Below are 20,277 nucleotides of genomic sequence, written 5' to 3'. Positions count from 1 at the left end.
TGCCGTCCCGGCGTGGTTCCGCAGGACTGAAACAGGGGTTAACGCTGGGAGTGGTTTTCTGCGGGCAATATGCTTAGCTAGGACGAGCCCACGCGCTGGGCAATTCACGGCCACGCTGTTGCGGTTGGCCGTCCACAAGCATGGAAGGCTGCTTCGAAGACAGTGGAAGAGACATTGAAGATTGTCGTTCTGGTCAAGCACGTCCCGGACGCGCAGTTCGACCGGCATATCACCGGACCTGCCAACACAACCGACCGTGAAGAGAGCATCCTGTCCGAATTGGACGAGTATGCCCTCGAGGCAGCATTGCAGCTGGCCGAGGAACGCGGCGGACCGAAAGCGGGCAACGAGGTCATTGCCCTGAGCATGGGCCCGTCGGGTGCGGTCAACGCGGTCAAGAAGTCGCTGCAGATCGGCGCATATTCGGGAGTCCACCTCAGCGATGACGCTTTGGCAGGCTCGGATGCTGCTGCCACGTCGCTGGCGCTTGCCGCTGCGATCCGGCACCTCTCGGCCGACGGACGTCCGGTGGACCTGGTCCTGACGGGCATGGCATCCACCGACGGTGAGACGTCGCTGGTCCCGGCCCAGCTGGCCGAGCGTTTGTCCCTCCCGCAGGTGACCTTCGCGTCCAGCCTGGAGATCGCGGGCGGTCGGGTCACGGCACGCCGGGACGCAGGTCCCTACTCGGAGACGGTTGAGGCTGCGCTTCCGGCCGTTGTTTCGGTGACTGACCAGATCAACGAGCCCCGCTATCCCAACTTCAAGGGCATCCTGGCGGCCAAGAAGAAAAAGATCACCTCCCTGGCGCTGTCCGACATCGGTGTGGACGCCTCGCAGGTTGGCCTCGCCGGGTCCTGGACCGTGGTTGAGTCCGCCGAAGCACGGCCGCCGCGCACTGCCGGCACCATCATCACCGACGAAGGCGACGCTGGCATCAAGCTGGTCGACTTCCTTGCCGCCCAGAAGCTGCTCTAAAGGGGACCCCAACCATGGCAAATGCACTTGTATTCATTGACAACCCGGGAGCCGCTCTCAAGAAGAGCAGCCTGGAGCTCCTGACCATCGCCCGCTCGCTGGGGGAAACCGCCGTCGCGTTCACCGGCGAGTTGTCCGACGACGTCGCCGCCACCTTGGGTGCCTACGGCGCCACGACGGTCTACCGGCCGTCGACGGACGACCTCGATAACTACCTCGTGGGTCCCAAGGCTGCCTACCTGGCTGCCGCCGCCGCAGCGTCCGGAGCCACGGCTGTCCTGCTCGACAACTCTCCTGAAGGCAAGGAGATCGCCGCCAGGCTTGGCATCAAGCTGAACGCCGGAGTCATCACGGATGTTGTGGGAGTTGAGCCTGACGGCACCGCGCACAAGTCGGTCCTGGCCGGCTCGTACAACACCTCCGCGAAGGCCACAACATCAGTGACGGTCCTTTCGGTCAAGGCCAACAACGTTGAACCCGCACCTGCCGGCGCTGCAGCTGCCCCCGCCACGGCGACGGTGGACGTCCCCGGCGACGCCGTTGCGAATGCGGCCCGTATTTCGGCACGGGCCGAGAAACCGGTCAGCGGCCGCCCGGATCTCAGCGAAGCCAGGATTGTGGTGGCCGGTGGCCGCGGCGTGGACGGCGACTTCGGTCCGTTGGAGGAGCTTGCGGACGCCCTCGGTGCCGCTGTGGGCGCTTCCCGCGCCGCCACGGACGCCGGATGGATCGGCCACGATGCCCAGGTGGGCCAGACCGGTGTCACGGTTTCGCCGCAGCTGTACATTTCCGCCGGGATCTCCGGAGCCATCCAGCAGAAGGCCGGCATGCAGACGTCCAAGGTGATTGTCGCCGTCAACAAGGACGCCGAGTCTCCGGTGTTCGAAATCGCCGACTACGGCATCATCGGTGACCTGTTCAAGGTCATCCCGCAGGCCACGGCCGAAATCAAGAAGCGGAAAGGCTGATCCCTTTGCCCACTGACGCCACGTCAGCAAAGAGCCCGTTCGATGCCTCCACGGAGCGCGTCGAGCGGGTGCTTTGTTTTACTGCCCATCCTGATGACATTGATTTCGGTGCCGCAGGAACCATCGCCGCGTGGACGGCCGCGGGCGTCCAGGTCAGCTATTGCATCATGACCGACGGCGACGCTGGCGGTTTTGATCCCGCGGACCGTGCCAGGATCATTGAGCTCCGGGCCGAGGAGCAGCAACGGGCTGCCGCGCTGGTGGGTGTAACGGATATCCACTATCTTCACGAGCGCGACGGCTATCTGGAACCGTCACACGGCGTCATCAAGCAGGTGGTGAAGCTTATCCGCGAAATCCGCCCGGACATTGTGCTGACCATGCACCCGGAACGCAACTGGGACCGTCTTCAAAAGAGCCACCCCGACCATTTGGCCGCGGGGGAGGCGGTGACCCGGGCGGTATATCCCGCCGTCGAGAATCCGTTCGCGTACCCCGAACTGGCGGAGGCCGGCCTTGCGGCCTACAAGCTTCCGTGGCTGTGGTTCATCTCGAGTCCGGAGTCCAGGGAGAACCATTTTGTGGACGTATCTGCCCATGTGGAGGCCAAGATCGAGGCCATTCGGGTTCACGCCAGCCAGCACCCCGATGTCGCCGGGATGGAGCGGGTGGTCCGGGGAATGATGCTGGCGAATGGAGAGCGGGGCGGCCTCCCTTCGGGAACCAGCGCTGAGGCATTCCACGTGGTGTCGGTCAACGGATCCAGTACCATCGCCGGCTTCTGACGTTGCCGTGGTGTAACCCGTGTCATATGCTTGATCTCGGTTAAATCATATTTATTCGAGGAAGGCAGACTTTGATGGCGAAGACTGCGCAACAACCCGTGCTGGTGATTATGGGAGTCTCCGGCTCAGGGAAGTCCACCGTGGCCGGCGTACTGGCCGGCAAACTGGGATGGGATCTGGCCGAAGGCGACGATCTGCACCCTGAAGCGAATGTAGCAAAGATGCACTCGGGACAGGCGCTCACTGACGAGGACCGCTGGCCCTGGCTCGGCATCATCTCGGAGTGGATCCGAGAGCGTGCTGATGCCGGAGTGCCGGCCATCATTACGTGCTCAGCCCTGAAAAAGAAGTACCGTGACGTGCTCCGGGGCGAAGGTGTGGTGTTCGTGTTCCTGCAGGGAAGCAAGGACAAGATTTCCGACCGTCTCGCCTCCCGGCATGGACACTTCATGCCGCCGTCGCTCCTGGAATCGCAGTTCGACGCGCTGGAGGAACCCACGGAAGACGAGAACTACATCTCGCTGTGCGTTTCGGCCTCTCCTGCCGAAGAAGCTGACGAGGTCATTGAACGCCTGGGGCTGCACCCTTTGACCGGGGACTCCGAAGCGGGCGTTAAGTGATTGCCCTCCAGACGGCGTCGCAGGTGCAGGAATGGACCGGGCACGACACCCAACTGCTTGTGGTGGCAGCGCTGGGCATTGCCCTGATCGTGGTGTTGATCGCCAAGCTCAAGCTTCATCCGTTCCTGGCCCTCGTCCTGGGTTCCGCCTTCGTTGGCCTGGCGTCCGGTGTTGAACTGGGCAAGGTCATCACCAACTTCGAGGACGGTGTGGGAGGTGTCCTCAAGGAGGTCGGGCTGCTGATCGCCCTCGGTGCCATGCTGGGGAAGCTGCTCGCGGATTCCGGCGGGGCAAACCGGGTGGTGGACACCCTGCTTGCCAAGGCAAGCGGCAACAAGCTGGTCTGGATGATCACGCTGGTGGCCGTCATCATCGGCTTGCCGATGTTCTTCGAGATCGGGCTCGTCCTGCTGCTGCCCGTGATTGTGCTGGTGACGCAGCGATCCAAGATGAAACTCATGAGGATCGCGATCCCGGCGCTGGCCGGCCTGTCCGTACTGCATGGGCTTGTGCCTCCGCACCCGGGACCGTTGATCGCCATCAGTGCTGTGAAGGCTGAACTCGGAACTACCCTCGGCCTGGGCATCCTGGTGGCAATCCCCACAGTCATCATCTGTGGCCCGCTGTTTTCGCGTCTGGCTGCACGCTGGGTTCCTGTCGATGCGCCGGCTGTGGCTGGCGGTATTGATACCCAGCACACGACGGACCTCAGCGAGGTCAAGCGCCAGCCTTCGTTCGTGGTCACCCTGCTGACCATCATCTTCCCGGTCGTCCTGATGCTGCTGAAGGCCCTGGGCGGCATCATCTGGCCAAATCCTGACACCGCACCGGCCATCCGGATCTTCTTCGACTTCGTCGGCCAGCCGCTGGTGGCCATGACCCTCGCGGTCCTGGTGGCCATCGTGACCTTCGGCTATGCCGTGGGATTCACGGGCAGCAGGATCACGGCCAAGCTGGGTGAGAGCCTTGGTCCGATTGCTGCGATCCTCTTGATCGTTGGCGCAGGCGGCGGTTTCAAGCAAACGCTGATCGGCGCCGGTGTGGGTGACGCGGTGAAGAAATGGGCCGAGGGCGCCAACATGTCCGTCCTGGTGCTGGGCTTCATCGTTGCCGTAGCGCTTCGCCTCGCAACCGGCTCCGCCACGGTGGCAACCGTGACAGCTGCGGGCATTGTGGCGCCGCTGGCCAGCAGCCTGAGTCCGACCCATGCGGCGTTGCTCGCGTTGGCAATCGGTGCGGGTTCGCTGTTCCTGTCCCACGTCAATGATGCGGGGTTCTGGCTGGTCAAGGAGCTCTTCGGGCTCACCGTAGGCCAGACCTTCAAAACGTGGTCCGTGATGGAGACGCTCATTTCCGTAGTCGGGTTCGGCTTCGTGATGCTCCTGTCGCTGGTGTTGTAGCTCCAGGAACCAGCCGGCAAACAATGACGGCGGCCGTCCCCAAGGTGGGACGGCCGCCGTCGTGCATTAACTCCTTGCGCCTCAGGCGCTGAGGGCGACCACCAGGACCGGAGCGCTCGTGGGAGCCTGCGACCCGCCGGCCGGTTCAACGGTGATGGCAACGGACGACGCCGAAGACAAGCCCTTCACCACCGCCGGCTTCGAGAGCGTCTGGGCGTCCATGGTGCCCTGCGGAACCGGCGCGGAGCCGTCCTTGGGCAGCGTCCACAGCTGGTAGACCTTGCCTTCAGGAGCGGGGGCCACCCCGTCCATCAGGACCACGAACGAATCCTTGGCCGATGACGCGGAAATCGTGGCAGTACCGCCGCCGGGAACAGGGGCGGACTGCTTCTGCACATCCTGCGCCTGCAGGACCTGGTTGACGGGATCGTTCTGCGCCGAGACATAAGCGCCCACGCCGATTCCGCCGAGGCCGATCACTGCGGCTGCCGCCACTCCCACGATCCAGCGGCGTGCACCGCCGGCCCGCTGCCGCTCTTCGCGTTTGGCCCTCGCCGCTGCGAGGTCGTCGACGGCGGGACTCACCGCGGCCGGTGCCGCCGGTTCCGCAGCTGCCGGGGCCGTTGCCTCCTGGGTTATCCGTTCCATGATGTTCCCGAAGAGGCCTGCGGGAGGCTCGTCCTGGGCGGTGAAGCTCACCGCCAGGGTTTCGCGTGCCTCGCGGACCCGCTGGAAGAACTCGGCTCCCTCGGGAGCGTCCTTGACGTAGTCGTCAATCATGGCCCGTTCGTCGTCACTGACGGCGTCCAGGGCGTAGATCTCAGCGAGTTCAAGCACTCGGCCCTCAGCGAGATCTGTAGCGATGTCGTTGGCAAACATTCTGCGGATAAAGCCTCCACCGGAGTTCTCAGTCATATCAGCCCACCCCCAGGCAGGTCTTCAGGCGCAGCAATCCGTCGCGGATGCGCGATTTGATGGTCGGCACGGCCGCGCCGAGATGTTCAGCCACTTCCCGGTAGGTCAGCCCGCCATAGTAGGCCAGACGGACGGATTCACGCTGGGTGTCCGTCAAGGTGCCGAGGCAGCGGCTGACGGCTTCGGCCTCGAGGTTGCTGTCTGCTTCCTCGGCCACCAGGTCCCGGTCCAGGTCCTGGCTCGCGGCGCCGTAGCGGGCCTCGCGGTCTGTGGCTGCCTGGACAGCCCGCACACGGTCGATGGCCCGGCGATGGGCGATGGTCATGAGCCACGCAAGTGGCGTTCCCGCGCTGCGGTCGAAATTGGCCGCACCCTGCCACACCTGGATGTAAACCTCCTGGGTGGCGTCCTCACTGAGGTCCGGGTCTATGAGCACGCGCCTGGCCATGCCGAAAACACGCCGCGAGGTCAGTGCATAGAACTCGGCGAATGCCTGCTGGTCTCTTGCTGCCACCAGCTCAAGCAGGCCGGTCAACTGCGTGTTGAGGTCAGTGGCAGTGCTGGTAGCTTCGAAGACCGGTGGGCCGGGGTTGTTGGGGGTGTCCATTACAGTCCAGCATATGTTGTCGCGTCTGAATCCGGCAGCACTGCGGGGTCGCGTTGCGGGTGCGGCGATATGGCCGTGTTGTGTTAAGGCCCTGGTCTGCAACGCGCTCACGGAGGCTCCCTCAATGAATGTCCCTGACAGGATTGTCCCTGCGTAAGGTATTCGGTGCTGTGGCCGCCGTGGATGGGCTACACCTTGGCGCCGGCAAAACCGTTCTGCCGCCATGCCTCGAAAACGGCGATGGAGGCGGCATTGGCAAGGTTGAGCGAGCGCAACGACGGCCTCATGGGGAGCCGTACCCGCGCAGTGACATGCGGGTCCCGTTTGAGCCATTCCGGCAGGCCCACGGATTCGGGTCCGAACATCAGCACATCACCAGGGCGGTAGTCGATGTCTGTATAGGACGTCTCGCCGTCGGAGGTATAGGCGAAGACCCTCTCGGGCTGCAGGGCTTCCCAGGCGGCCTCGATGTCTTTGTGGACTGTGACGACAGCGAGGTCGTGGTAGTCCAGGCCGGCCCGCCGAAGCTTGGCATCGGAAAAATCGAAACCGAGGGGCTCCACCAAGTGAAGCTCGGCGCCCGTAATGGCGGCGAGCCGAATGGCGTTGCCGGTATTGCCCGGGATTTCTGGAGTGTGGAAGAGGATGCGGAACACCGTCCCATCTTAGTCAGGCGTGTGTTGGACACCTGACACAGGCCGGGAGCCAGGGCATGCCAGGAGCTAGTGCATACCCCGAAGCAGCCTGGCCAACACGGGAACCACAACCGTGTTGGGCGCGGGTCCCGAACCCAGGAATTGCTTCAGGCCACGGACAAGACCTGCGCCGTTGACAATCTCGACGGCGCTGCCCTGGCCCTTGCCGTAATGATCAATGACGGGCTCATGCAGGTTGCCGTCGGGGCTGTGCAGGACTACCCAGCCGGTGACGTTCAACTCCGGGAAGATGTCCTGCATGTGGCGGACAATGTGGGCCAGTTGCGGGGGAGCGACCGAGCGGCCGCCATGGCGCAATGACTGTCCGTCCCAGGCGTATGCGCCCTTGGGCAGCAGCATGGAACCAACCAATGCCAGCCTGTAGCCGGACAGGACAGCGTGGTCGATGTGGTTGTTGTCCGACGGCGAGCGCAGGCCGTTAATCAGCCGGGCGGCCGGGATGGCCGGGAGGACCTGGCGGCTGATGAGCTGCACGGTGCGCATTTCCCGTTGGATGCGGGCCTCGGCGCCGAAGATTCCGCGTTTGCGGGGGAGGCCGTGGACTTGTTGGGCCGCTTCGGCTGCCGAAACAAGGGGGACTTCGTTGGGGTCGTCGAAGGTGGGAACGTAGACCGGTGGATCGCCGGCAGTGTTGCGCTGCGTTGGAGGCCGCTTGACGTTGGTGCTTGCCGAAGGTCCTGGCGCCGCTGTGCCCGAATAGTCTCCGGGCCGGGCCTGGGCGCGTTCGGTGGTACCGCTGGCATAACGGCGATCGTACTCGGCCCTGCGCCGGGGGTCGATGAGTGTCTCGTACGCGAGTGTTACGCGCCGGAACATCTCTGCCTCTCCACCGTGATCGGGGTGGGCTTTCCGGGCAGCCTTGCGGTAGGCCACTTTGATCTCTTTGTCCGTCGCGGTGACGGCTACTCGGAGAACCTGATAGTGCGAACTGCTGCCCTCGGCCAAGCACGGGCCCTTCTCTAGTGATGACGGCCGCTCCATCGGGGCGGTATTGGCAAGTTTATCCAGCCACTATGTGAACGTCGGCACGGGGGCGCGTGGTTCCCCGGCTGGCATAATTCGGGCTGTGACTCCTCCGGAACGTTCCCGGCCCTCCGTGGCGCAGGGAAAGATTGTGCTGGCCGTAAACCCGACGGCTTCTTTTGGCAGGTCCCGCGGGGCGGGGGACGAGGCCGCAGAGTACTTTCGCGCCGCCGGTTGGGCCGTCGTCGTTCTTCAGGCCGACGGCTATGAGCCCTTGGGCGCGCTGGTGCGACAGGCGCTGTCCTCGGATGAGGAGGTGGCGGCGCTGGTAGTGGTAGGTGGTGACGGAATGACCCACTTGGGCGTCAACGCGCTCGCAGGCCTGGAGGTGCCGCTCGGGATCATTCCCAGTGGAACGGGCAATGACGTGGCCAGGCTTTTGGCTTTGCCGTTGAACAGTCCCGCTGGTGCATGCCGGCGGGTCCTGGACGCCATGGCGGAGGGCGGACGGAGGATGGACGTCGGCAGGGTCAGGGCAGGAGGGAAGACCACCTATTTCGCGGGGGTGCTGTCGGCCGGGTTCGATGCCGCAGTGAACGAGCGCGCCAACTCCTGGCGCTGGCCGCGGGGGAAAAGCCGTTACAACCTGGCCATGCTGAGGGAGCTTGGGTCTTTTCGCCGGATTGAATACAGGGTCTGTGCTGACGGTGTGAGTTGGAACCAGCGGGCGTTGCTTATTTCCGTGGCAAACGGGCAATCCATCGGCGGTGGCATGCGCATCACCCCGGATGCCTTGCCGGATGATGGCTGGCTTGATCTATTCGTGGTGGAGCCGTTGTCGCGGCTGAAATTCCTTTCCATTTTTCCGAAGGTCTTTGCGGGCAAGCACACGGGCAGGCGCGAGGTGATGATCCGCCGCGTCCGTGAGGTCCGGTTGGAGGCAGAGGGAGTGGTGGCCTACGCGGACGGTGAACGGCTCGCGGCGTTGCCGGTGGACATCGATGTCCTTCCGCTTGCGCTGCACGTCCTTGCCTAGATTGCCTTGCCCAAGCGGAGGATTCCATGCGGGCGGCTAGACTCGGACGCGGCAGGGCGCAGTCAGGCGGCAGGGCATAGAGGCGGGAGCATCAGGTGGCGTTTAGCGTTCGACGGCGGCTGGCGGGGTCAGTTGCCCTGGGAACCGTGGGCGTCTTGCTCGCTTCCTGCAGCGTGAACGTACCCGACCCTTCAGCGCCGAAACCGGCGCCGTCGCAATCCACTCTCGCCACTCCAACCATCACGCCAGGGCATGATGCTGAGGCCGTGGCCGCGAAGGACTTGCCGTTGGCGGCGGGGGGCACTTTGGCTCCCGGTGATCCTGTGACGGTGTCGAGCAAGCTGGAGGAGGTGCCGGGCTGGTCCGTGGTGCACTCAGGCCTCCAGGGCGAGGCCCGGTTCAAGAAAGCAGACGGGTGCACGCTCGCAGCACGTGTCAGCGTCAACCAGGGCCCCTTGGTTGTGGCAGGTGACGATGTTGCCTCCACCAAGGGACTCTTTCATTACCTTGATGCGGGAATTGACGTGGAGAAACTGAAGCCTGCCACCTTGCGGTGGGGTCAGGACTCCGATAAACCGGTTCGCAGCGTGGAGTTCCTGGCGTTGGAGTCCTCCGCAGCCTCAGGCGGCAGTCCAGTGGTGGTGCTGGCCAGGCTTTTCAGCGCTCCCGCATCTTCGGTGTATATTTCGCTGGCCTGTCCGGATGACGCTTCCCTGGCCAAGGCCCGGGCCGAGGTCGAGACGAAGCTGGCGGTGGTTCCGCCGTCGTAGTGGGACGACACTGAGCGCCGGGGCGCGGCATCGGTAGAATGGCAAGGTGCCTGTATACCTTGACCATGCCGCCACCACGCCGCTTTCGGCGGAAGCGCTCGCCGTCATGACACGCGAGTTGGCGAAGACGGGAAACCCGTCCTCCCTCCACGGTGCCGGCCGTAGGGCGCGGCGCGCCGTCGAGGACGCCCGCGAAACGCTCGCCGCCGCGGCGGGGGCCCATCCTTCGGAAGTCATCTTCACTTCGGGTGGGACAGAAGCCGACAACCTGGCCGTCAAGGGACTTTACTGGGCCCGCCGCGACGAAAACCGCCGCCGGACCCGGATACTCTGTTCCGCCGTCGAGCATCATGCGGTCATGGACACCGTCGAATGGCTTGAGCGCCACGAAGGGGCGGACGTTACGTGGCTTCCTGTGGACAGCGAAGGCGCGGTCCGGCTTGACGTCGTCCAAAAGGAGATCAGCCGGGATCCCGAATCGGTTGCCCTGGTAACGGTCATGTGGGCCAACAATGAGGTTGGCACCATCCAGCCGGTCGCCGACATCGTGGAGCTTGCCAGGCCGCACGGCATTCCGGTCCACTCGGATGCGGTGCAGGCTTTCGGATCGGTTCCCGTCGATTTCCGGGCCTCGGGACTGTCTGCCATGTCCGTCTCGGGACACAAGCTGGGCGGTCCCGTCGGTGTTGGTGCACTGTTCCTTGGCAGGGCGGTGAAGCTGACTCCTGTCCAGCACGGGGGAGGGCAGGAGCGGGACGTACGCTCGGGTACTTTGGACACACCCGCGGTCGCCGCTTTCGCCGCTGCAGCAGAAGCCGTCACCGCAAAGCTGCCGGAGGAGCGGGAACGACTGGCGGCGTTGCGTGACCATCTCATCCGGGGAGTCCTTGAAGCTGTTCCAGACGCCGTGCTCCGTGGCGCCACGGGTGAGCGCCGGCTTCCCGGCAACGCCCACTTCACCTTCCCTGGCTGCGAAGGCGATTCACTGCTGTTCCTGCTTGACCTGGCAGGCGTTGAGTCCTCAACGGGTTCGGCGTGCACGGCCGGAGTGCCGCGGCCCTCGCACGTCCTGCTCGCGATGGGACTGGACGAGGACACCGCCCGTGGTGCCCAGCGCTTCACGCTTGGACACACGTCCACTGAAGCTGATGTTGAAGCCCTTCTGAAAGCACTTCCGGAAGCTTGCTCCAGGGCGCGGCAAGCAGGGATGGCAGGTCATGAGTCCTCCATCCAGACAGCGGCGACTGTCGCCCGGCGGGGTGTGGCCTAAGCCGCCACTACCGTCGCGTGACCCGGGCAGGAATTCGTCGAGGGGAATGTCCGGGTCGTTGGCGAGCCGGCTCGTATGTGATCGAAGCCTGCACCCTGTTGGACGGTGCAGAGGGTACATTCTGAAGACATGACAGAGATCCGCTGGTTGGAAGCGTTTGTCGCCGTCGCCGAAGAACTGCATTTCGGCCGTGCCGCGCAGCGCCTGCATACTTCACAGTCACCGCTGAGCCAGACGATCCGGAAGCTCGAGGCGGACCTGGGGTCCCGCCTTTTTGAACGCAACACCCGCAGCGTTGCCTTGACATCTGCCGGGTATGCCCTCCTGCCGCGCGCGTACCGGGTACTTCAGGAAATGCGTCTGGCCCGGGAAGCGGCGCAGGCCGAAATTGAAGGCGTCAGGGGCAACATCAGGATCGGATTCTCCGGAGCGGTCAACCATCTGACCCTCCCGCCACTGACCCGTGCCGTGAGGAGGCGCCATCCGGACATCACGATGGACCTCACCAGCAGTGTCCGCACCACGGACGGATTGGCCAGCGTGGCAAACGGCACGTTGGACCTGGCCTTTGTCGGCCTTCCTGACGCTCCCGTCCCCGGGGTTGTGACGCGGCTGGTTGCAAGCGAGGAAGTCGGCGCGGTAGTGCCATTGGATCATCCGCTGGCGCAAGAGGAATCCATCCCCTTGCAGGCACTGGCGTCCGATGACTTCATCTCTCCGCCACTGGATGGTTCGTCCTCCATGACCGAAGTGATGCTCGCATCCTGCATGGCGGCCGGCTTCCGCCCGCGTATCGTCCAGGAGCTCTCGGACCCCTACATGGTGCTGACGTTCGTGGCCGCAGGAGTGGGCGTGACACTCATGAGCAACGGGATATCCGGGATCATCCCCTCCGGCGCCACCTACATTGCCTTGGACCCGCCACGGCACTTCATGAATCACTCCATCGCGTGGTCGGAGGACAACGATTCCTCCGTGCTTGCGGCCGTGCTCGCAATCATCGAAGAGATATTCCCGGAGATCCCCAGGCCACCGCACGCCATTTAGTTGTTTTTCAGCATAGTTATAGATCAATTTAGTCGTGGACACACTAAGTGATCGCCCCCACACTGGATGGAGAAGCCGCACCAAGCGCGGCAAACCGTTCCGCAGCCGGCCCGCCCGCCGCTGCCAACGGTCCCGTTACCAGAAGGGAACACCATGTCAGTGTCGACATCGGCGCCAGCACAAACCAAGAACAACGCGAAAATCGCAGCAGTTTCAGGGTTCGTTGGCAGCGCACTTGAGTACTACGATTTCTTCATTTTCGGCTCTGCGGCAGCCCTGATCTTCGGCAAGCTGTTCTTCGCACCCGGCCCCTCGGCGATGCTGCTGTCTTTCGCCACCGTTGGGGTTGCCTACATCGCCCGCCCGCTGGGTGCGGTGATCTGCGGCCACCTGGGTGACAAATTCGGCCGCAAAAGGATCCTGCTGCTCACCCTCCTGCTCATGGGCGCTTCAACGTTCCTCATCGGCTGCCTGCCCACGTACAACGACATCGGAATGGCTGCGCCGATCCTGGTTGTGGCTCTCCGTCTCATCCAGGGCCTGTCCGCTGGCGGTGAATCACCGGGCTCAAGCTCCCTCACCCTTGAGCACGCACCCGAAAACAAGCGGGCTTTCTACACCAGCTGGACCATGAGCGGAATCATGTTCGGCATCGTCCTCTCCACCCTGGTGTTCATCCCCGTCGCGTCGATGCCGGAAGACCAGTTGCTTGCGTGGGGCTGGCGCGTCCCGTTCCTCGCCAGCGCTGTCGTTACGGTCATTGCCTTCGTACTCAGGCGGCTGCTGGAAGAGCCTCCCGTTTTCGAGGAAGCCAAAGCCCAGGACGACGTCGTCAAGGTTCCGCTCGTCACGCTGTTCCGGCACCACTGGATCACGGTCGCCCGCGTCACCGCGATGTCGTTGTTCACCATCATCAACACCATCATCAACGTCTTTGCCTTGTCCTACGCCACCTCCGTCGTCGGCGTTGACAAGGGCCTGATGCTGACAGTCATTGCCGTCGCCAACCTTGCCGCTGTGGCCATGGGCCCATTGGCCGGCATCCTCTCGGACCGGATCGGCCGCAAACCCGTTTTCGTCTCCGGCTTGGTGCTGCAGATCGGCATGATCTTCCTGTTCTTCATGGCATTGTCCGCAGCAAACCTTCCGCTGATCTTCGTCACGGGGATCCTCCTGATCGGCGTTGCGTACACCTGGTCCAACTCCATCTACCCCGCATACTTCCCGGAGCAGTTCCCGGTCAAGGTCCGCTACTCCGGCATGGCCATCAGCCTGATGTTCGGACTGCTCCTGGCAGGATTCGCACCCGTCATCTCCGAATTGCTGATCGGTGGCGACAAAGCCAACTGGGTTCCCGTCGCAACATTCGCCGCCGTGGCCTGCGCCATTTCGGCCGTCGCCGCGCTGCTGGCACCGGAGACGTTCAAGACGCCCACGGCCATGCTGGGACTGAAGAAGACAACCCCTGCCGCAATTGCCGATAAGTCACGGGCATGAACCAGCGAACACTGGCGGACCCCCGGGGATTCCGGCACGACGGCGATGGCAACCATCGGTTCCTGGTTGGTTTGCTTGGCTCAGGGATTGCCGGGTCCCTCACTCCGGGCCTGCACGAGACGGAAGCCGACAGGTTGGGCCTGAACTACACCTACCGCGTCATCGATCTGGACGTCATAGGACAAGCCGCGGAAAACTCCGCAGCGCTCGTCAGGCAGGCAGCCGATCTGGGATTCGACGGCCTGAATGTCACCCATCCGAGCAAACAGCTGGTGCAGGACGGCCTGGACGAACTCTCCGCGGAAGCCCGGATCCTCGGTGCCGTCAACACCATCACCTTTCACCAAGGCAAGGCCGTCGGGCACAACACAGATCACACCGGTTTCATCGCGGGTCTCCACGCCGGCCTCCCAACGGCTGCCACCGATTCCGTAGTGCTTCTCGGGGCTGGGGGAGCCGGGGCAGCGGTGGCCTTCGGTCTGCTCCGCAACGGAACCAGGCACTTGGTGATCGCGGACATTGAGCCGGGCAGGGCCGAAGCCCTTGCCCTTCGGTTGTCCCCGCACTTTCCGGACAGCCGGCTATCGGTGGACGGAACGGATGCCGTCGCCGGAAGCATCAGGACAGCCACCGGTTTGGTGAACTCAACGCCGATCGGCATGACGGGCCACCCTGGACTGCCCATCGACCCCGATGTGATCCACTCCCGGCTGTGGGTAGCCGACGTAATCTACAGGCCGCTCGAAACCGAACTGATCAAGGCAGCCCGTGCCAAGGGCTGCAAAGTCCTGGACGGCGGCCGCATGGTGGTGGGCCAGGCTGCCGCAGCCTTCGAGCTCTTCACCGGCATTCCCGCCGACGCCGAGGGCATGCTGGCCACGTTTCGACGGGAGGTCAGTTAGTCATGGGTTACAGTGCGCCAACCACTATCGCCGAGTCCCGCTGCCTGGTCATCGGGGCCGCCAGCGGAATCGGGCTGGCGACGGCTAAACGCCTCAGGTCTTCCGGCGCCACAGTCATGGGTGCGGACCTGCCATCGCCCACCTGGCCTGCCGGAGCAAGCACCTTGTCACCTGCAAGCACCTCGTCACCTGCAAGCACCTTGTCACCTGGAGGGGATGTCGCCGTGGACGTCACAGACCCGGCATCGGTTGCGGCCGCGGTCTCCGCGGCGGTGCTGGGCATGGGAGGCCTCGATGCCGTGGTCAACTGCGCCGGGATCCTCGGCCCCGTTGCCCCGGCAGCCGCAACATCTGTCGAGGACTTCGAACGCATCATGCGGATCAACCTGACGGGCGCTTTCATTGTCTCCAAGGCCGTGTTGCCCGGTATGGCCAAGGCAGGATACGGCCGGTTGCTCCATATCTCCTCGACGGCGGGCAAGGAAGGCGTTGTCAACATGCCGGCGTACTCCGCCAGCAAGGCGGGGATCCTGGGCCTGGTTAAGTCACTGTCCAAGGAGTTTGCCCTGTCTGGCATCACCGTCAATGCGCTCGCTCCGGGCAATGTGGTGACCCCGCTGTTCGCCGAAGTGCCGGCAGAACAGCAGGCGGCGCAGGCTGCCAAGATCCCCATGGGCAGGTTCGGAACTCCTGCCGAAGCGGCTGCCCTCATCGAATTCGCCGTGTCGCCCGCGGCGTCCTACACCACCGGCTTCGTCTTCGATCTGTCCGGCGGCCGGGCAAGCTACTGACCCAGCCCTACTGACCCAGCCCTACTGACCCCGTCGCACGCCTCCGGCTGGAGCGCACCACGAACTCCGGCCAGTACCAGAAAGTTAGCCCCGCTGATGACCACACCATCACCTCTTACCGCCGAACCCCTGCGCATCGGAATCGCAGGATGCGGCGCAATCTCACGCAACCACTTGGAAGCCTTCAACGCCCTTGCAGACGCCGTCATAGTCGGCGTCTGCGACGTGGACCTCCAGCGCGCCCGGGACACTGCCAAAGCTTGGGGAATCCCAGCCGCAGTGAACAGTGTTCCGGAGCTCCTCGGTCTCGGGGTGGACGTTATCTCGGTGTGCACGCCGCACCCCACCCACGAGGAAGTGGTGCTCCAGGCCGCTGCCGCGGGAGTCCACGTGCTCTGCGAGAAGCCCATATCCACGGACCTGGCCTCAGCGGAACGCATGGTCAAAGCCTGCGACGACGCCGGCGTCAAGCTCGGAGTCCTCTTCCAACGACGCTTCTGGCCGGCCGCGCAACGCATCCGCGCAGCGATCGACGACGGCACCCTTGGCCGGCCCATCATGGGCCGTTGTTCTGTGATGCTTCACCGCGAGCCTGAGTACTACTCCCGGGACGCCTGGCGCGGGACCTGGGCCAGCGACGGTGGCGGGGTGCTGATGACCCAGGCCATCCACTACATCGACCTCCTGCAGTGGTTCATGGGAGAAGTGGCCGAGGTCTACGGCAAGATCAACACCTACAAACACGGCGGCCACATCGAAGTGGAAGATTCCGCGACTGCGGTCATCACGTTCGCTTCCGGGGCCATCGCCACCTTGGAAGCTTCGACGGCGGTGTCCCCGAGCCTGGGCGTCCAGATCCGGATCACAGGAGAAACCGGAGCATCGGCTTCCCTGACTGAATTCCCGGAAGGCAGCGACGGGCGGGTGGACCTGTGGGCCGCGGCCGGGACGATCTCCTCCGAACCCGTCTTCCCGAGCGGGGTTGACCCGAACGTCAGCCTGGCTACGATCAACGGCCAGCTGATCCCACACCACACCGCCCAGGTCCGCGACTTTGTCCGGGCACTCCGGAACGGCGACGACCCGGCAATCACGGGCCGGGATGCGACGAAAGCACTGAGGATACTGCTGGCGGTCTACGAATCATCGCGCACGGGAGCCCCCGTCCGCTTCGACCACGCCCCTGCAGGCACACGAGCACCCGCAGAGCTTGCAGGCTAAGGAACACCCATGGAACAAACAAAACGCTATTCAGCCCGCCCCCTGGCACTTGGCCGCAACGGCCGCACCCCGAAAACCCTCCGGAACCGCCTGGCCTCCGCTCCCATGGAACGCAACTACGGCACCACTGACGGGCGGATCACCGATCAGTACATCGATTACCTCGTGACCCGGGCAAGGGCCGGACTCGGCATGGTGACTACCGAAGCGACATACGTTCGCGCGGACGGAAAGGGCCGAACCCACCAGCTCGGACTGCACAGCGACGCCATGATCCCGGACCTGCGGAGGCTCACTGACGCATTGCACGCCGAAGGTGCGCTCGCCGCCGTCGAACTCAACCACGGTGGGCGAACCGCGCAGGCTGCGGTCTCGGGGCATAAGAACCTTGCTCCTTCAGCGGTAGCGTGCGAAGTTGCAGGTGGCGAGGTTCCCCGTGAACTCACAGCCGGGGAGTGCCATGAGCTGGTGGAAGCCTATGCGCAGGCCGCACGCCGGGCGGTGGCCGCAGGCTTCGACGTGATCAACATCCACGGCGCCCACGGCTACCTGATCCACCAGTTCATGTCCCCTCTGTCCAACCACCGCACGGACGAGTTCGCGGCTCCGGAGCGGTTCATGAACCTCGTCATCGACGCCGTGCGGGAAGCCGTCCCGGACACTGTGGTGGGCATGCGCGTCTCCGTCGTGGAGGGACCTGCAGACGGCATCACCGCCGAACAGCAGGTGGCCATCCTCGCCAAGGCCCACTTGGAGCATCTGGACTTTCTGGACATCTCCGCCGGGAGCTATGAGGCCGGTGAATGGATCGTGCAGTCCGGGGAGTGGAAGCCGGGAATCCTGGCAGGCTATGCCAAGGCGTACCGGCAGTTTGGTCTTCCTTTGGGCATGGCCGGCCGCTTGAACTCGCCGGCCATTATCGAAGAGGTACTCCGGGACGGCAGCTGCGACTTCGTCAGCCTTGCCCGGGCGATCCATGCCGACCCGGGGTTCGTAGGCGGCGTCCTGCGCGATGAGCGTTACCGGCCCTGCATCGCCTGCAACGTGTGCATCGACAACCTGGGCCTCGGCCAGGTGACCTGCACAGTCAACCCGGCGGTGGGTCGCTCCCGTGTTCCCGTACCGACGCCCTCTGTCCGAGAGGGGTCCCGCGTGGTGGTTGTGGGCGCCGGACCCGCAGGTCTCACTGCCGCGCACGAACTCGCCGAAGCAGGAGCGAAGGTGACCTTGTTCGACGACGGCGTCCGCCCGGGTGGCCGGTTTGCCCTCGCGGAAAGGATGAAATCCACCCCGGACTTCCACCGTTTCGCTGAATGGTCAGCGGAGGAGAACGCCCGGCTCGGCATCGAGGTCCGCCTGCGTTCGCGCGTGGACACTGCGCACCTTGGCGGAGTGGTCCGCGACACCGCGGCAGACGCCGTCGTACTGGCCACCGGCGGGCTCCGACCCGGGGCGGGCTTCAATGGCGGAGACATGTCCAACGTCCTTGACGTGCGCGACTGGCTCGCCGCCCACCTGGAAGTGTTCGAGGGCGGCACCGAGGACGTAAGCGACGTACCCGAAGCCCTGACGATCTGGGGTGCCGACTCGGTGGCCATGAGTGTGGCGGACACACTGGCAGACCGGGGGACTGCCGTCCTGTTGATCGGCCCTCAGCAGGCTATCGCGCCCGAGTCGGGGCGCCGCGCCAAAATCCTGGCAGTGCCCCGGCTTGAAGCCAACCCCCGGGTGCGGATCCGCCTCGGCGTCGTCATCGAGGAGTTCGACGGGGGCCGTGTCCGGATCAGCGGCCCGGACCTCCCTGCCGGAGGCGAATGGCTCGACGCGCCCGGACCGCTCCTGGTGTCACGGTCCGTCGCTCCCTTGGACGGCACTATTCCCCGAAACATCCGGGACGCAGGGTTGAGCCGCGTCGCCGGAGTGCCTGTGACATTGGCCGGAACCGTCGTGGACCAGACACCGGCCATTGCCTCCAACGCCGTCAAGAGCGGCTACGACGCGGCCCAGCGGATCGCCTTCCTGCTCGCTGCAGACGCTGCCGCCACCAACGAACTGACACTGAACGGAACAAAGCGATGACCCGAAACGTGCACAGGCCGATCGGCCTGGCCCAGTTGTCCCTGCTTCACACCCCGCCTCCTGCCTTGGTGGATGTTGCCGCCGTGGCGGGTTTCGATTTCGTTGGACTCCGGGTCCGCCCCGTGACACCGACTGAAAGCCCCTACGACCTTCAGCCGGGGTCGCGGATGTTGCGCGAAACGTTGTCACGGATGAAAGACACGGGCGTGACCGTGCGGGACATCGAATTCCTTCTGCTCGACGGCACCGACCAACGTGACAAGTGGCTGCGCATGATGGAAGCGGGCCAGGCCCTGGAGGCGAGCTCCATCACCGTTGCCGGTGCCGATCCGGACACCGCCCGACTGGTCGGAACACTTGCCCGGATGACAGAGGACGGCCGCGGATTCGGGATCACCCCCACGCTGGAGGCGATCTCCTACCAGCCCGTAGCCTCGATCGCCCAGGCCGCAGACATCGCACGGCAGGCTGGTTGCCGGATCGTGGTGGACACCTTGCACTTCAACCGATACAACGGTCCGGGCGCAGCCAGGCAGTGGGACGCGTTGCGCGCCAACGCCGACCTCGTGCCGCTCCTGCAGTTGTGCGATGGGCCGCTTGCCCGACCCGGGACCCGGGATGGACTGGTCACCGAATCCCGCTCGGAGAGGGGCATACCCGGCGAGGGCGAGTTCGACCTCGCGGCCGCGGTTGCAGTAATACCGGCGATTCTTCCGGTCAGTGTGGAGGTACCTTCGGACCGGCGGGTCGCCGAACTCGGCGATGCCGGCTGGGCACGCCTGCTGAGGGCAGGGGTTGACGCCGTGCTGGCCCGGGGCTGCAGCCTTCAGCCAAGCGGCTCTCCCGATACGGCAGGTGCAAAATGACCTGCAAGGGCACAGAGACCACGACGACGGAAATCGCCAATGGCGTCCGCGTACCCCTGATCGGCCTGGGAACCTGGCCGCTCAGGGGCGAGGACGCCGCCGCGGCAGTGTCCCAGGCCATCAGCAACGGCTACCGGCACATCGACACCGCAGAAAACTATGCCAACGAGTCGGCTGTAGGGGAGGGCATCCGTCGCAGCGGCATCGCCCGGTCGGAGCTGTTCCTCACCACCAAGTTCAACACCCGGTGGCATAGCCGGAGCGGGGTGCGGGAGGCGTTCGGCAATTCGGTGCAGCAACTCGGGACCGACTACCTGGACCTGTTCCTGGTTCACTGGCCCAACCCGGCCCAAGGTCGATACGTCGACGCCTGCGAAGAACTGCAAAACCTCGTCGACGACGGTTCCATCAGGGCCTGGGGTGTTTCCAACTTCAAACCGTCGCACCTGAAGGCTGTCCAAGGGGCAGGCCTGGCAGTTCCGTTGAACCAAGTGCAAGTCGACCCCGAGCACGGCCAACCCGATCAGCTGGCCTACCACCGCGGACACGGGATAGTCACTGCGGCCTACAGTCCGCTGGGACGAAGCGGCGGATTCCTTAGCCACCCGGCAGTCGACCGTCCCGCGAAGGAACTGGGCAAGACTCCAGCCCAGATCGTGCTGCGCTGGCACGTCCAGCACGGCCGGGTAGCGGTACCCAAATCGGCAGACAGCCAACGCCAACAGCAAAACCTGGATGTCTTCAATTTCCGCCTGAACCAGCAGCACATCGCTGCGATCGACGCACTCGAAACCGGCGCGGCGCCCCGCCTGGACTCTGACACCTACTTCCACTGAGAAAGCACTG

The 20,277-nt window shown here is 64.5% G+C and carries 20 protein-coding genes; 16 read left to right on the top strand and 4 right to left on the bottom strand.

The features are described 5' to 3' along the window. Positions 1-174 precede the first annotated feature (174 nt). The 5 genes from JMY29_RS13095 to JMY29_RS13075 all read left to right on the top strand — a co-directional run bounded on the left by JMY29_RS13095 (position 175) and on the right by JMY29_RS13075 (position 4,751). Positions 175-978, top strand: coding sequence for an electron transfer flavoprotein subunit beta/FixA family protein (locus JMY29_RS13095; RefSeq protein WP_035733182.1), 804 nt, complete (start codon positions 175-177; stop codon positions 976-978). Positions 979-992: 14 nt separating this feature from the next. After that, on the top strand, positions 993-1,946 hold the full coding sequence (locus JMY29_RS13090) for an electron transfer flavoprotein subunit alpha/FixB family protein (RefSeq protein ID WP_055971911.1): 954 nt from the start codon (positions 993-995) through the stop codon (positions 1,944-1,946). A gap of 5 nt (positions 1,947-1,951) precedes the next feature. Beyond that, positions 1,952-2,731: a PIG-L deacetylase family protein gene (locus JMY29_RS13085; protein ID WP_018776479.1), complete on the top strand. Its 780-nt coding sequence runs from the start codon at positions 1,952-1,954 to the stop codon at positions 2,729-2,731. Positions 2,732-2,805: 74 nt separating this feature from the next. Next, a complete protein-coding gene (locus JMY29_RS13080) occupies positions 2,806-3,351 on the top strand; it encodes a gluconokinase (RefSeq protein ID WP_064721671.1) in 546 nt (181 codons plus the stop codon). Continuing rightward, positions 3,348-4,751 carry a GntT/GntP/DsdX family permease gene (locus JMY29_RS13075; RefSeq protein ID WP_018776477.1) on the top strand — a complete coding sequence of 468 codons (1,404 nt, stop codon included), beginning with the start codon at positions 3,348-3,350 and terminating at the stop codon, positions 4,749-4,751. Before JMY29_RS13080 ends, JMY29_RS13075 begins: the two co-directional genes overlap by 4 nt. Before the next feature lie 81 nt (positions 4,752-4,832). Here JMY29_RS13075 and JMY29_RS13070 read toward each other — a convergent pair whose 3' ends face one another. The 4 genes from JMY29_RS13070 to JMY29_RS13055 all read right to left on the bottom strand — a co-directional run bounded on the left by JMY29_RS13070 (position 4,833) and on the right by JMY29_RS13055 (position 7,934). Further along, positions 4,833-5,666 carry an anti-sigma factor gene (locus tag JMY29_RS13070; protein WP_189075192.1) on the bottom strand — a complete coding sequence of 278 codons (834 nt, stop codon included), beginning with the start codon at positions 5,664-5,666 and terminating at the stop codon, positions 4,833-4,835. 1 nt (position 5,667) lies between these two features. Continuing rightward, complete coding sequence (sigK, locus tag JMY29_RS13065) at positions 5,668-6,384, bottom strand: ECF RNA polymerase sigma factor SigK (RefSeq protein ID WP_144401306.1); 717 nt, start codon at positions 6,382-6,384, stop codon at positions 5,668-5,670. A gap of 77 nt (positions 6,385-6,461) precedes the next feature. Next, positions 6,462-6,929, bottom strand: coding sequence for a tRNA (cytidine(34)-2'-O)-methyltransferase (locus JMY29_RS13060; RefSeq protein WP_039242162.1), 468 nt, complete (start codon positions 6,927-6,929; stop codon positions 6,462-6,464). A gap of 66 nt (positions 6,930-6,995) precedes the next feature. Beyond that, positions 6,996-7,934, bottom strand: coding sequence for a J domain-containing protein (locus JMY29_RS13055; protein WP_189075191.1), 939 nt, complete (start codon positions 7,932-7,934; stop codon positions 6,996-6,998). A 121-nt stretch (positions 7,935-8,055) separates the two neighbouring features. On the opposite strand from JMY29_RS13055, the gene JMY29_RS13050 reads away from it, so the two are divergent. The 11 genes from JMY29_RS13050 to JMY29_RS13000 all read left to right on the top strand — a co-directional run bounded on the left by JMY29_RS13050 (position 8,056) and on the right by JMY29_RS13000 (position 20,267). After that, entirely contained in the window at positions 8,056-8,988 is a 933-nt protein-coding gene (locus tag JMY29_RS13050; RefSeq protein ID WP_229778549.1) for a diacylglycerol/lipid kinase family protein, read from the top strand. Between the two features lie 95 nt (positions 8,989-9,083). After that, positions 9,084-9,758 carry a hypothetical protein gene (locus tag JMY29_RS13045; RefSeq protein WP_026266951.1) on the top strand — a complete coding sequence of 225 codons (675 nt, stop codon included), beginning with the start codon at positions 9,084-9,086 and terminating at the stop codon, positions 9,756-9,758. Positions 9,759-9,804: 46 nt separating this feature from the next. After that, positions 9,805-11,028, top strand: a complete 1,224-nt coding sequence (locus tag JMY29_RS13040; protein ID WP_110503903.1) for a cysteine desulfurase family protein — start codon at positions 9,805-9,807, stop codon at positions 11,026-11,028. Positions 11,029-11,157: 129 nt separating this feature from the next. Continuing rightward, positions 11,158-12,075 (top strand): LysR family transcriptional regulator, encoded by a 918-nt coding sequence (locus tag JMY29_RS13035; protein ID WP_018776469.1) that lies wholly within the window; start codon positions 11,158-11,160, stop codon positions 12,073-12,075. A gap of 153 nt (positions 12,076-12,228) precedes the next feature. Beyond that, on the top strand, positions 12,229-13,572 hold the full coding sequence (locus tag JMY29_RS13030) for an MFS transporter (RefSeq protein ID WP_189075190.1): 1,344 nt from the start codon (positions 12,229-12,231) through the stop codon (positions 13,570-13,572). Further along, positions 13,569-14,474: a shikimate dehydrogenase gene (locus tag JMY29_RS13025; protein WP_189075189.1), complete on the top strand. Its 906-nt coding sequence runs from the start codon at positions 13,569-13,571 to the stop codon at positions 14,472-14,474. The genes JMY29_RS13030 and JMY29_RS13025 overlap by 4 nt, the downstream gene beginning before the upstream one ends. A 2-nt stretch (positions 14,475-14,476) precedes the next feature. Continuing rightward, on the top strand, positions 14,477-15,265 hold the full coding sequence (locus JMY29_RS13020) for an SDR family NAD(P)-dependent oxidoreductase (RefSeq protein WP_189075188.1): 789 nt from the start codon (positions 14,477-14,479) through the stop codon (positions 15,263-15,265). A 96-nt stretch (positions 15,266-15,361) separates the two neighbouring features. Continuing rightward, a complete protein-coding gene (locus JMY29_RS13015) occupies positions 15,362-16,486 on the top strand; it encodes a Gfo/Idh/MocA family protein (RefSeq protein WP_189075187.1) in 1,125 nt (374 codons plus the stop codon). 9 nt (positions 16,487-16,495) lie between these two features. Beyond that, positions 16,496-18,565 carry an FAD-dependent oxidoreductase gene (locus JMY29_RS13010; RefSeq protein WP_189075186.1) on the top strand — a complete coding sequence of 690 codons (2,070 nt, stop codon included), beginning with the start codon at positions 16,496-16,498 and terminating at the stop codon, positions 18,563-18,565. Next, positions 18,562-19,431: a sugar phosphate isomerase/epimerase family protein gene (locus JMY29_RS13005; RefSeq protein WP_189075185.1), complete on the top strand. Its 870-nt coding sequence runs from the start codon at positions 18,562-18,564 to the stop codon at positions 19,429-19,431. Before JMY29_RS13010 ends, JMY29_RS13005 begins: the two co-directional genes overlap by 4 nt. Next, on the top strand, positions 19,428-20,267 hold the full coding sequence (locus tag JMY29_RS13000; protein WP_189075184.1) for an aldo/keto reductase: 840 nt from the start codon (positions 19,428-19,430) through the stop codon (positions 20,265-20,267). The genes JMY29_RS13005 and JMY29_RS13000 overlap by 4 nt, the downstream gene beginning before the upstream one ends. The last annotated feature ends 10 nt before the right edge of the window (positions 20,268-20,277 follow it).

Origin of the sequence: Paenarthrobacter nicotinovorans (assembly GCF_021919345.1) — a bacterium.
Classification (GTDB): Bacteria; Actinomycetota; Actinomycetes; order Actinomycetales; family Micrococcaceae; genus Arthrobacter; species Arthrobacter nicotinovorans.
Note: the sequence above shows the minus strand (reverse complement) of the source record. Positions and strands in the feature narration are given on the sequence as shown.